We start from the raw sequence: 13,125 nt of genomic DNA on the forward strand, positions 1-13,125 counted from the left end.
CCGTCACTCCCTACTTAGCCTGCGGCATCCACCATCCGGTGCGCGCACCGATATGCATGTTGAGCGTCTTGGTTTCGGTATAATCCTCCACCGCATGACGGCCCAGCTCGCGGCCCAGACCCGATTGACGATAACCGCCAAAAGGCAGTTCCGGCGTGCCGTCCATGAAGGTGTTCATCCAGACTGTGCCAGCGCGCACTTTGCGACCAATGCTCATGCAGGTGTCGAAATCGCGGCTCCACACGCCAGCCGACAAGCCATAATCAACCGCATTGGCAATCGAAATTGCCTCATCCACCGTATTAAAAGACAGCACCGACAGAACCGGCCCGAACACTTCTTCACGCGCCACGGCCATGTCGGCTTTCACACCTGCAATAATGGTCGGTCCCATATATTGGCCAAGGCCGAGATCCAGCACATCGCCGCCATGGGCAATTGCGGCACCGGCCTTTTTGGCCTGATCAACATAGGTGCCAACCTTCGTCAGGTGCTGCGGCGTGATGATCGCGCCCACCTGCGTGCTGACATCAAGCGGATCACCAACGATCACCTTTTTCGACAGATCGGCCACGCGTCCGACAATCTCATCGACAATCGAGCGATGCACGATCAGCCGCGAACCGGCATTGCAGCATTCGCCCGCATTGAACCATGCGCCAAAAACGGCAGCATCGATAAAGGCATCCATATCCGCATCAGGAAACAGGATTTGCGGGTTCTTGCCGCCAAGCTCCAGCGATACTTTTTTCAGCGTTTGTGCGGCGTTGGCCATGGTCAGCTTGCCCACACCGGTTGAGCCGGTGAACGAAACCATATCAACATCCGGATGCGTACTCATATGCTGGCCGACATCAGCGCCCGTTCCGGTGATGATATTGACAACACCGTCCGGCACGCCTGCTTCGGCCAGAATTTCGCCGAGCAACAATGTCGAACCGGACGTCAGTTCCGAAGGCTTCACCACCGCCGTACAACCCGCCGCCAGTGCGAATGGCAGCTTCTGGCCCACGATCAGGAACGGGAAATTCCACGGCGTGATGATGGAAACGACACCAATTGCCTCGCGCAACACGACGCCCAAAGTACCATCGCCGAGCGTATTGTAGCTCTCGCCATGCAGATCACGCGCAAGCGCTGCCGCATAGCGCCAGATGTCAACCGAGCCTGCAATCTCGCCGCGCACCTGAGAAATTGGTTTGCCGGCTTCAATCGCATCGAGATAGGCGAGCTCTTCCGCCCGCGCTTCAATCAGATCGGCGGCTTTCAGCAAAACCAGCGAACGCTGCGATGCCGTTTTGGACGACCAGCGCCCGTCATCGAAAGCTTTTCTGGCAGCAGCAACGGCCAGTTCCACATCGGCCTTGTTGCCCGCCGGATAGCGGCTCACCGTGACGCCATGGCCGGGCGCAACACGCTCGATGCTGCCGCCGCTCTGGCTTTGCACCCATTGGCCATTGATCAGCATGGAGAATTCGCGGACTTCCAGCCCGGTCAAAGGCTGTGGTTTGACGACAACGCTCATTACCATTCTCCCTTGAAATTTGCTTCGCGCTTTTCGCTGAACGAACGCACGCCTTCCTTCAAATCACCCGTCTTGGCGACAAGGATCGATCCCAGCGCCTCGACAGCGGTTCCATTGTCCTCGCCATTGGCGACGGACAGCATCAATTTGGAAATTTCCAGCGCAGCCGGTCCGCGCTTGGCCACCCGCGCCGCATAGTCCTGCGCCGCCTGCAAGGCTGCACCCGTCTCCACCACATGATCCACCAGCCCATGCGACAGCGCTTCTTCTGCGGTAAACATCTCGCCGCCCAGCACCATGCGGCGCACAATCTGCGCACCGAAACGGCGCACAAGGCGCTGCGTGCCCGACCAGCCGGGGATCATGCCGAGCGAGGTTTCCGGCAGGCCGATCTTGGCCTGTCGCTCAACGATGCGGATATCGGCAACGCCTGCCAGTTCCAGCCCGCCGCCCAGCGCATGACCGTTCATCGCTGCAATCAATGGCACACGCAAAGTCGCAAGCCGCTCGAACACACGATGACCGTAGCGCACCCAGGCATGGCCGAATTCCTGCGGTTCCATGCCGCCCCATGCCTTGATGTCACCACCGGCGGAAAAGGCTTTGCCCTCACCGGTCAGGATCGCTACCCGCACGGTGCACTCCGCTTCCACCCGATCACAGGCCGCAGACAATTCGTGCAGAAGCTCGATATCAAACGCATTGAGCTTTTCGGGCCGCTTGATGGTCATGACGGCGATGTGGTTCTCAATCGAGATGTCTATCCGTTGAGCCATTTAAGCCTCCAGCTTTCGCGCAGGCTTTTGCGGCAATTCAAGTCCGATCGGCTCGTCACGGAACAGTGCCTCATCCATGAGTTTAAGCTGATCCGAAACAATCAGCGGAAACTCAGCCTGGTCCAGAATATGCGTCTGCAAATCCACACCCGGCGCAATCTCGGTAAGCACAATGCCTTCTGGCGTGAGCTTCAGAACCGCACGTTCGGTGACATAGGTAATGTCCTGTCCCTGTTCGACACCGCGCGGACCGGAGAAGGTGACATGTTCAACCTCATTGACGAGCTTTTTAAGCTTGCCTTCCTTCTCAATCACCAGCTTACCGTCAGCGACCGACAATTTCGCCCCGGCATTGAACATGCCTGAAAAGACGATCTTTTTGGCTCTTGCGGTAATATCGACAAAGCCGCCAGCGCCCGCCGTTACATGCGGACGGAATGACAGCTTCGACACATTGACCGAGCCGTCGCGTCCGATCTCAAGAAAAGACAGAAGCGAAACGTCGAAGCCAGCGCCCTGAAAATAAGTGAACTGATAGGGTGACGGCATATAGGCGTCAGCATTCGACGCGCAGCCAAAGGCAAAATCCAGCAACGGCACACCGCCAACCGCACCCTGCTCTATCACCCAGGTCACAGCACCATGCAGACCTTCTTCGAGCAAAATGCGCGGCACATTGGCGGAAATGCCAAAGCCCAAATTGACCGCACTTCCCGCCTGCAATTCCTGCGCGACACGCCGCGCAATCGCTTTCTGAATATTGAATTCGGCCAAACGGAACGTATCGAGCGGACGGAAAATCTCGCCGGAAATTGCCGGATCATAAAGCGTCTGTGTTGTCTGCTTCTGGTCGGGATCAACCACGATATAATCGACCAAAACGCCCGGCACCCGCACATTATGCGGTTTCAGCGTGCCTTCCTTGGCAATGCGTTTGACCTGCGCAATGACGATACCGCCATTGTTGCATGCAGCCAGCGCCTGATCAAGACCACCAAGATAAGCACCCTCATGTTCATAGGTGAGATTGCCGCGTTCATCAGCAGTCGTTGCCCGGATAATCGTGACATGCGGCACGATATTGGGGAAATAGAGCCAGTCCTCACCTTCAAAACTGACCTGTTTAACGACCGGCTCCTCGCGCGCCTTGTCATTCATCGCCGTACCCTGACGCTTGGGATCAACGAAGGTATCAAGCCCCACCTTGGTCAGCACGCCGGGGCGTTTGGCGGCGGCTTCGCGATGCATGTCGAACAGAATGCCCGACGGGATATTATAGGCCGGAATCTCATTATTGGTGATCATCTGCCAGATCAGCGGAGGCTCGGCGCTCGATGGTCCTGACGGATAGGAACCGCCGATGATCTTTTTGAGAAGCCCCTTTTTGGCGATGTAATCGACACCCTTGATGCCACTCATATCGCCAGCCGCAATCGGATGCAGCGTGGTTATATTCTGGGGATGACCGGTTTCATCAAACCGCTCGCCAATGGCTTTCAGCATCATGTCAGGACAGCCGAGGCCACTCGACGAAGAAACCGAAACGACAGCGTTGTCGGGAATAAGTCTTGCGGCTTCTGCAAAGGAAATATGTTTGCTCATAATTCTCAAAGTCCTGAATGAACGGCGGTAGCCTTGCCGGTCTTTGCGGCCTCAAGCACAGCAAGCCCGGTCGCCAGCGACCAGATGCCGTCCTCCAATGTTGCCGATGGCTGGCCCTTGCCAGCAACAGCATCATGGAAAGCCTGCAAGGCGGTTTCGTAGAGATTTTTCTGATCCAACGGCAATTCGTGCTCGCCGTCCTTGTCACGCAACAGCACCGAACCGACCGGCTTTTGCGTCATGACATTGCGTGCAATGAGCGAGCCTTCGCTGCCATGCACTTCAAAGCCGGTTTCCGCATATTTGGTGGTGAAAGCATCGTGGAACTGGGCAATCACACCGGATGGGAAGCGTAGAACGCCCATCACACCGTCTTCCAGCCCTTCGCCACCAAGGCCACCTTGCTGGCTGAAAGCGACCGCCTCAACCGGATCCTCACCAAGCACAAAACGCAGCGTGTCGGCATCATGCACGGTAATATCGAGAATGACGCCACCGCCCGCATCGGGCCGCTCGATGCGCCAGCCTTGCAGATGTGGCGGCAGATAAACCGCATGGAAAACCCGCGCACCCAACACTTTGCCGATCCTGCCACTGGCAATGGCATCACGCATGGCACCGTGGCTTGCGGCATTGCGCAAGTGATGATTGGTACCCGCAACCATGCCCGCCTCGCGAACCGCTTTCAACATCTGGTGCGCGTCAGAAAGCGTCAGTGCCAGCGGCTTTTCGCAGAGAATATGCTTGCCTGCTTTGGCGGCAGCAATCGCCTGATCACGATGCAATTCATTGGTGGTGGAGATATAGACAGCGTCGATTTCCGGATCGGACAACAGCGCATCAAGGCTTGTCACAGAGCAGGCAATCCCGTTCTCGCGGGCATAAGTTTCTCCACGTGCAGCATTGGTGCTGTAGACGGACACTACTTCGCCACCGGTGGCGCGAATAGCTCCGATCACCCATTCTTTTGCAATGGTGCTTGCGCCTATAAGGCCCCACTTTGCCATGCGAGTTTCTCCTCATTTTTGAACGGCGCACCACAACTTGCACGCACCGCAAGACGCACCGACAAGCGCTGCGCCTCCGCCTCCACCCGTTCCGAATTGATCTGCTTCAGCAAAAGCTGCGCCGCACGTTCTCCCAAACCTTGCGGATCGACAGCCACAGTCGTCAGTGCCGGAACAGCGGTCTTTGCCTCGATCACGTCGTCAAAACCAACCACGCCAAAATCCCGGCCCGGCTCCAGATTTGCAGCGCGCAAACCATCGCAGACCCCAAAGGCCACAGCATCATTGAAGCACACCGCTGCCGTCGGCTTCATGCCGTGCCGCAACATGCGCTCAACTGCTTCAACACCGCCAGCGCGTGAAGGCGCAGAGGTGAAGACCAGCGCATCATCAAACACGATGCCTGCCTGCTCAAGTCCCGCACGATAGCCCGCAACTCTCTCAGCAAAAACAGCGGTATCCGCATAGCCGCCCATGAAAGCGATTACGCGATGCCCTAGCGACACCAGATGTTCAACCGCCTTTGCCACGCCGCCGCGATTATCCGAAACGATGGAAGAAACGCCAGATCCCGGCACATCGCGCACCATCTGCACAACCGGCAGGCCACTTTTTGCCAGCGGTTTCAGATCATTAGCCTCGGTTCCACGCGCTGGCGAAACGATCAGCCCGGCAATGCCATGTTCACGCATCGAAGCAATCACCTCGCGCTGACGATCAATGCTTTCCGCCGTGTTGGCGAGAAACTGCACATAGCCCGCCGACTGCATGACACGGTCCACGCCTACGGCCAGTTCGGCAAAGAAGCTGTTGGTCAGGTCATTGACCACAAGGCCGATGATTTTCGACTTCGCCTGGCGGAGATTGGCAGCCGAACGGTTATAAACATAACCGAGTTTCTCGATTGCCTCCTGCACCTTGGCGCGGGTTTCGGCATGAACAAGCGGACTGTCACGCAGCACCAGCGAGACAGTCGATTTCGACACGCCAGCCTCGCGCGCAATGTCGATAACGGTGACGCTGTTCTTGCTCATGCCCTACTCCGGTTTCGATTGCTGATTTAATTGGAACGTTCCAATACTGTCAAGAGCGGAGGCGGAAGCCGCTATTTTCCCTCGCTTCGCCACAATTGAAAGCCGGTTTTTAGGCGCATTTTCTGCGAGAGCGTGTACTTTTCACCTAAAATCACGCAAATCGCATTTCTGCCTTAATTTTTGACCGGATTGTCATTTGGAACGTTCTAAACTAACAATCAGATATTCAGGCGGAGGAACGATAAGGGCATGAGCAACCATCAAGTGACATTGCCGGATAGCAAGGGAAGCCTGCATTCCTACACGCTGACCGGGACACCAACCTCACGTCCAGCAAACCCGCCGCAGTTCAATCGCATTGCCTATGCAGCAGCGCATGTGGTTTCCGATCCGCTGAAAGATGCCCGTCCATGGAACGACCCGGCGATCGACTGGGATGCGACCATGGCTTTCCGGCATCATCTGTGGAGCCTCGGCTTCAACATCGCGGAAGCGATGGATACGTCACAGCGCGGCATGGGACTGAACTGGGCAGGTGCGCAGGAACTGATCCGCCGTTCGCTGGCAGACAGCAAGACCGTAGCGGGCGCCGATCTCGCGAGCGGTGCAGGCACTGATCATCTTGATCCCGCCGATGCGAAAAGCCTCGATGACGTCATCAAGGCCTATGAAACACAGGCCGACTTCATCGAGAAACATGGCGGGCGTTTCATCCTGATGGCAAGCCGCGCCCTGACGCGCATCGCCAGGTCCCCCGACGATTACGCCAAGGTCTATGGCCGGATTCTCGGTCAAGCCCGCGACAAAGTCGTGCTGCACTGGCTGGGCGATATGTTCGACCCGCAGCTTAAAGGCTATTGGGGTTCGGAAAATTTCGACAATGCGCTTGATACGGTGATCGGCATCATTGAAGCCCATCGCGACAAGGTGGAAGGCATCAAAATCTCGCTGCTGGAGGAGCGCTACGAAATCGCACTGCGCGACCGCCTGCCGGAAGGTGTTCTGTGTTTCACAGGTGATGATTTCAACTATGCGCCGCTGATCGAAGGCTACGGAAACAAGCACAGTCATGCGCTGCTCGGTATCTTTGATGCGGTCGCACCACAGGCGTCCAGCGCGCTCGCGGCACTGGCCGCAGGCGACAATGCCCGCTTCCGCGCCATCATCGAGCCAACAGTGCCGCTATCGCGGAAAATCTTTGAGGCACCGACACAATATTACAAGGCTGGCGTCGTGTTCCTGGCCTGGCTAAACGGTCACCAGAACCATTTCACCATGCCAGCCGGAATGCAGTCGGCGCGTGGCATTTCGCATTACGCCGACATATTCCGCCTTGCCGATCAGGCCAATGTTCTCGACCAGCCAGACCTCGCCATCAGCCGCATGAAACAGCTTCTGGCGATTTACGGCATGGAATGAAAACAGGCGGTGGTCTATTTCTGCGCATATCTTTATCCCGAAACCGGTTTCCACTTTCAGGAGACATGCTTGCACCGCCTGTCTTTAAGAGTACTCAGCGCCAGCCAAGTGCTGGCGCAACATGCTTGAGGATCGACTCGATTACATGCGCGTTGTAGTCGACACCAAGCTGGTTCGGCACCGTGAGAAGCAGCGTATCGGCTTCAGCAATCGCCTCATCCTTTTCGAGTTGCTTGATGAGCTTATCCGGTTCGGCCGCATAGGACCGCCCGAAGACGGCTCTCAAATCCTCTTCAATGTAGCCAATCGAATCCTGCTCGTTGCTACCGCCACCAAAATAAGCCCGGTCGCGGTCATCGACCAGCGCGAAGATGCTGCGGCTCACCGAAACACGCGGCGTGCGGGTGTGTCCAGCTTCCTTCCAGGCTTCACGATAGGCGCGGATCTGCTTGGCCTGCTGGATATGCAGCGGCTCACCTGACTCGTCCTTCTTCAGGGTTGAGCTTTGCAGATTCATGCCAAGCTTTGCCGCCCAGATAGCTGTCGCATCCGAGGCAGCACCCCACCAGATGCGATCCCGAAGACCTTCCGAATGCGGCTCAATGCGCAGCAGACCGGGAGGGTTCGGAAACATCGGGCGCGGATTTGGCTGGGCGAAGCCCTGCCCCTTCAGCGCTTCGAAGAACACCTCGCCATGCTTGCGACCCAGATCGGCATCGGTCATGCCCTCTTCCGGCGCATAGCCGAAATAACGCCAGCCATCGATCACCTGTTCGGGTGATCCGCGGCTGATGCCAAGCTGCAAACGGCCTTTGGAGATCAGGTCCGCAGCACTGGCATCTTCGACCATATAGAACGGGTTTTCATAACGCATGTCGATGACGGCTGTGCCGATCTCGATCTTGCTCGTCTTGGCGCCGATGGCTGCGAGCAGCGGAAATGGCGAGGCGAGCTGGCGCGCAAAATGATGCACACGGAAATAGGCGCCGTCCGCGCCCAGTTCCTCGGCGGCAACAGCAAGGTCAATCGATTGCAGAAGCGCATCGCTTGCGGAACGGGTTCCCGATTGCGGCGATGGCGACCAATGACCGAAGGAAAGAAAGCCGATTTTCTTCATGATGATGTTCCCTGATTGCGGGCAAAAGATAATTGTTATCGCCAAATATGGCGGCGCGCCGCCAGATTGAAAGGGTGCTGAACACAGTGTTCAGCATTTGAACCCCGTCAGAATTCGAGCCGCTTTTTGTTGCGGGCATATCGTGTTCAATCCGGACAGGTTGCCGGACAGGCTGCCTGACAGATTACCCCACACGTTGACAGTCTATCCGGACCCGATTAAGCCTCAAATCTGGCGGATAAACCTTCAATCTGAGGTTATTGGAGAAAAGGTGTTTGCCGATAAGCAACGCACCAAAACAGGGGAGATTTTCATGCGTTCTATGCTTCTGGCCTTGCTGGCCGCAACGGCCATTGCCACCTCGGCACAGGCAAAAGACGTAACCGTCGCCGTAACCGCCATCGTTGAACATCCGGCCCTCGACGCCGCGCGCGACGGCGTGAAGGATGCGCTGGCCGAAGCTGGCTACAAGGAAGGCGAAAATCTCAAATTCGTCTATCAGTCCGCACAGGGCAACCCGGCAACCGCAGCACAGATCGCCCGCCAGTTCGTCGGCGAAGGCCCGGATGTGATCGTTCCGATCTCGACACCTTCGGCACAGGCTGTCGTTTCGGCAACCCGCGATATTCCGGTCGTGTTCACCGCTGTTTCCGATCCGCTCGGCGCGCAGCTCGTCAAGGACATGACAAAGCCGGGCGGCAACGTGACCGGTCTTTCCGATATGTCGCCGGTGGCAGAGCACATCAAGCTCATCAAGGAAGTGATGCCGAACATCAAGAAGCTCGGTTATCTCTACAATTCCGGTGAAACCAATTCCGTGTCGCTTCTGGCCGCACTGAAGGAAGCAGCTTCCGCCGAAGGCATCGAAATCGTTGAATCGGCTGCCACCAAGTCGGCTGAAGTTCAGGGTGCAGCGCGCGCCCTCGTCGGCCGTGCGGACGCCATGTATGTTCCGACCGACAACACCATCGTTTCGGCTCTGGAAAGCGCCGTCGGTGTTGCGGAAGAAAGCAAACTGCCGCTCTTCACTGCAGACACGGATTCGGTCAAGCGTGGTGCACTCGCTGCCCTCGGCTTCAACTATTACGATGTCGGCAAGCAGACCGGCGCCGTCGTGGTGAAGATTCTCAAGGGTGAAAAGCCAGGCGATATCGCTGTCGACATCGCCAAGGGCACCGATCTCGTCATCAATCTTGGCGCTGCCAAGAAGATGGGCGTCGAATTCCCGCAGGCTGTTATCGACCGCGCGACCAGCAAGATCGACTGATCGGCCTCCATATTGTAACTGGAACAGGGCGGGATGAACTCCCGCCTTTTTCTTTGAAATCTCTTTCCAACAGTTGAGCCTTTGAAATGCCCGCCATTCGCATCCTTCCCGCTGATGGCAACACCAATGGCTGGAGCAGGATGTTACCAGTTCGCACGCCAAATGCAGCGCTCAAAGGCGATATCAAGGCCGACTGGATCGTACTCGGTGCAGGATATGCAGGCTTAGCCGCCGCGCGACGTCTGGCCGAGAACCGCCCCAACGATCAGATTGCATTGATCGATGCGCAGGAAGTCGGAAAAGGGACATCGGGACGCGCTGCAGGCTTTGCCATTGATCTGCCGCACAATGTCAGCTCGTCGATGGAGGAGCTGGCCAAGTCGCACAGCTACCGTGCGCCGGCGCGCGCAGCCATAGACCATCTCAAACAGCAGATTGACCAGCATGGCATCAACTGCGACTGGCGGCAGGATGGAAAGTTTCACGCGGCCGTTTCGGATCAGGGGATGCGTGAGGTTCTTGAGCCAACCGTCAAAGAGCTGGAGCGCCTTAAGGAACCATTCGACTGACTTGAAGGCGACGCTCCCACCAAGCGGCTCGGGACAAGCCATTTCAAGGCCGCCATTTTCACCTATGGCACCTCGCTTTTAAACCCGACAGCTCTGGTGCGTGGCCTTGCCGACAGCGTGCGCGCTTTGCCTGGGAGCTATGGCGCGCACGCGGTGAAGTGTGACCGAAAGCGATCGAACCGAATGTTGTGATAGGCCTATTCACCCATCACGGTTTTCCCGGGCTGAATTGCCGCGACAGCTTCCATGTGAAACTATGCTGCAGTGCGCCGTTGGTCGTTCCAATCTGGGTACTGTAGTCGAGGCCAAGGGACCAGCGCCTGCCGATCTGATTGTCAACTCCCGCCCCTATTTTGAAGCTGTCACGGTATGATGCGTCGACTTCAATTGCATAAGGCATAAAGCCGCCTATATCCGCATAACCTATTCTTGCCTGACTGGCGCCGGCAAAATCGTGCGAATATTCCAGGCGTCCGCGCAGTTTCAGTATCCCCCAATCCATGGGAACTGAATATTCGGAACGAATGCCGACCGTCGTAGAGAGGAGATCCACGGCCTGCTTGTCGAATGCGAGATTAAAGATGCCCGCGCCTGTTTCATCAAACGCGCCCAGCATTGTATGTGCCGCGTCGAGACGTGCGTAAGGAGAGAGCAGCCACGCATCATTGCGATACTCGTATCCCAACGTAACGGACCCGAAGACTTGCTTGCCGAGACGCTGGCCGCTTGCGGTTTCACCCGTTGCGGTAACATAGCGATTGCTGTCGAATTGCAGCCAGCCATAACCCAGAACCCCGTCAAGAAACATGTTTCGATACGAACGGAAGCTGCCGTAAAGCGCAGTGCTGAACATATCCCCGTCGTTTCGTGTGCCTCGTTCTCCTATGTCAGTGACGACACGCCCATATCCAAAGCCGATGCCGCCGGTGAATGACGGCGAAAAGCGATAATCGATGCCGCCGCTTATGCTGGTACCGGAATTCTTCTGGTTTGTGCCGTTATCATCGTCATTTTTACCGTAAGCCAGCGCGCCATTCGTCCACACTGAAAAGTGACGCTGAAACGACGAACAAGTGTCGTTCAGACCAGCATTCCGCAATTTGTCGAGAATATTCAAGTCCGGATGCAATTGCTGGTCATCAAGGCTTAAATTGATTCCAACAGAGTTCACGCGGCATTTACCTTCACTGTGCAATTGTTCCAACCGCTGATTGAAGTTTTCCAATTGCGTCTTGGCCAATTGGTTCGCAGTATCGACCTGTGCGCGCACAAGTCCGATGACTTCCTCGTCCTTGGATGGATCCGGACGCGCAACCACATCAATCGTTACAACTGCCGGGTTAGACGCTCCACGAGCGTTTGCAAGCGAATAGGTCAATTTCGTGCCACCGGAGAACGTTGTGGAAGCAGCGAAATAAAGGAAATACGCTTTTCCTTCACGTTTGATCCAGGTGTGACCTGCAGACTGTTCTGGCGTGGTTATAATTCGTGCATCGGTGAAAGGTCCTTCGGTTGCTCCCTCCGTCAGATTCAGAAACGCCGTGGTACCTGCCATCACTCTCATTGAATGGGATTGCGCAACCGGTAATGCTTCAGCGACAACCAGCGTATAGGTCATATGGCCCTCGTAGCCTTCCTTGTCGGTCGCGGTGACCTTCACGTCAAAACTGCGCGCCTCGGTAGGCGTGCCTTTGATCTTGTCTCCGGTGAGGCTCAAGCCTTCTGGCAGACCTTCAGCCTTGTAGGTGTAAGGTGCCGTGCCGCCGCTGACGGACAAGGTGGTCTCGGCATAGACCTGATTGATCTTGCCAGCCGGCAGCGCTTTCGGTGTAATTTCAATCGTGGGCGCGGCAGCAATGACCAGCGTATAGGTCATATGGCCCTCGTAGCCTTCCTTGTCGGTCGCGGTGACCTTCACGTCAAAACTGCGCGCCTCGGTGGGCGTGCCTTTGATCTTGTCTCCGGTGAGGCTCAAGCCTTCCGGCAGACCTTCAGCCTTGTAGGTGTAAGGCGCCGTGCCGCCGCTGACGGACAAGGTGGTCTCGGCATAGACCTGATTGACCTTGCCAGCCGGCAGCGCTTTCGGTGCAATTTCAATCGTGGGCGCGGCAGCAATGACCAGCGTATAGGTCATATGGCCCTCGTAGCCTTCCTTGTCGGTCGCGGTGACCTTCACGTCAAAACTGCGCGCCTCGGTGGGCGTGCCTTTGATCTTGTCTCCGGTGAGGCTCAAGCCTTCTGGCAGACCTTCAGCCTTATAGGTGTAAGGCGCCGTGCCGCCGCTGACGGACAAGGTGGTCTCGGCATAGACCTGATTGACCTTGCCAGCCGGCAGTGCGTCCGGTGCAATGGCAATGGCGGGCGCGGCAGCAATGACCAGCGTATAGGTCTTTTTGCCCTTGCAGCCTTTCTTGTTGCAGCCTTTCTTGTCGGTCGCGGTGACCTTCACGTCAAAACTGCCCGCCTCGGTGGGCGTGCCTGTGATGATACCGCTCGTTGCGTCAAGCGTCAGATCGGCCGGCAGCTTGTTCGCAAACCACGTGTAAGCTCCGCTGCCACCTGTGGCTGCAAGCGTGGTTGCAGGATAGGCGACACCGATCCGGCCCGGCGAAAGGTTCTCTGTCGTGATGTCCACATCGGCTGGGTCAACATGAACGCCAACATATGCATATTCATTACCTAATACTTTATTTTGGAAGAAGGAAAAAAGGTAATCTCCAGCTTTTGTTGGAGTTCCTTCAATATAACCTAAGTTGGAATTGTTTGTGCGGTATTTCAAACCCGGAATTTCATCGCAATCCTTTTTATA

Annotated in this window: 10 protein-coding genes; 3 read left to right on the plus strand and 7 right to left on the minus strand. The window is 56.6% G+C overall.

Annotated features, from left to right (window positions below):
• Positions 1-10: 10 nt before the first annotated feature.
• From ABDF71_RS00715 to ABDF71_RS00735, 5 genes are read right to left on the minus strand one after another with little or no spacing between them, the layout of a single operon-like run.
• Positions 11-1,531, minus strand: a complete 1,521-nt coding sequence (locus tag ABDF71_RS00715) for an aldehyde dehydrogenase family protein (protein ID WP_151616671.1) — start codon at positions 1,529-1,531, stop codon at positions 11-13.
• Entirely contained in the window at positions 1,525-2,301 is a 777-nt protein-coding gene (locus ABDF71_RS00720; RefSeq protein ID WP_151616672.1) for an enoyl-CoA hydratase/isomerase family protein, read from the minus strand. Before ABDF71_RS00720 ends, ABDF71_RS00715 begins: the two co-directional genes overlap by 7 nt.
• On the minus strand, positions 2,302-3,903 hold the full coding sequence (locus ABDF71_RS00725; RefSeq protein ID WP_151616673.1) for an acyl CoA:acetate/3-ketoacid CoA transferase: 1,602 nt from the start codon (positions 3,901-3,903) through the stop codon (positions 2,302-2,304).
• 5 nt (positions 3,904-3,908) lie between these two features.
• Complete coding sequence (locus tag ABDF71_RS00730; protein WP_500060807.1) at positions 3,909-4,910, minus strand: Gfo/Idh/MocA family protein; 1,002 nt, start codon at positions 4,908-4,910, stop codon at positions 3,909-3,911.
• Positions 4,889-5,944, minus strand: a complete 1,056-nt coding sequence (locus ABDF71_RS00735; RefSeq protein WP_500060809.1) for a LacI family DNA-binding transcriptional regulator — start codon at positions 5,942-5,944, stop codon at positions 4,889-4,891. Before ABDF71_RS00735 ends, ABDF71_RS00730 begins: the two co-directional genes overlap by 22 nt.
• A gap of 249 nt (positions 5,945-6,193) precedes the next feature.
• Here ABDF71_RS00735 and ABDF71_RS00740 point away from each other — a divergent pair, with 249 nt between their 5' ends.
• Positions 6,194-7,363 (plus strand): dihydrodipicolinate synthase family protein, encoded by a 1,170-nt coding sequence (locus ABDF71_RS00740; protein WP_151616676.1) that lies wholly within the window; start codon positions 6,194-6,196, stop codon positions 7,361-7,363.
• Between the two features lie 94 nt (positions 7,364-7,457).
• On the opposite strand, the gene ABDF71_RS00745 is transcribed toward ABDF71_RS00740, so the two are convergent.
• The gene (locus ABDF71_RS00745) at positions 7,458-8,480 is read right to left on the minus strand and encodes an LLM class flavin-dependent oxidoreductase (protein ID WP_151616677.1); all 1,023 of its coding nucleotides are present in this window, start codon (positions 8,478-8,480) and stop codon (positions 7,458-7,460) included.
• A 313-nt stretch (positions 8,481-8,793) separates the two neighbouring features.
• Here ABDF71_RS00745 and ABDF71_RS00750 point away from each other — a divergent pair, with 313 nt between their 5' ends.
• Positions 8,794-9,747, plus strand: coding sequence for an ABC transporter substrate-binding protein (locus ABDF71_RS00750; RefSeq protein WP_010657637.1), 954 nt, complete (start codon positions 8,794-8,796; stop codon positions 9,745-9,747).
• 86 nt (positions 9,748-9,833) lie between these two features.
• Positions 9,834-10,316, plus strand: coding sequence for an FAD-dependent oxidoreductase (locus ABDF71_RS00755; protein WP_235917040.1), 483 nt, complete (start codon positions 9,834-9,836; stop codon positions 10,314-10,316).
• A gap of 208 nt (positions 10,317-10,524) precedes the next feature.
• Here ABDF71_RS00755 and ABDF71_RS00760 read toward each other — a convergent pair whose 3' ends face one another.
• The gene (locus tag ABDF71_RS00760; protein ID WP_500060812.1) at positions 10,525-12,951 is read right to left on the minus strand and encodes an autotransporter domain-containing protein; all 2,427 of its coding nucleotides are present in this window, start codon (positions 12,949-12,951) and stop codon (positions 10,525-10,527) included.
• Positions 12,952-13,125 lie beyond the last annotated feature (174 nt).

Origin of the sequence: Ochrobactrum sp. WV_118_8 (genome assembly GCF_039631535.1) — a bacterium.
In the GTDB taxonomy this organism is placed as follows: domain Bacteria; phylum Pseudomonadota; class Alphaproteobacteria; order Rhizobiales; family Rhizobiaceae; genus Brucella; species Brucella anthropi.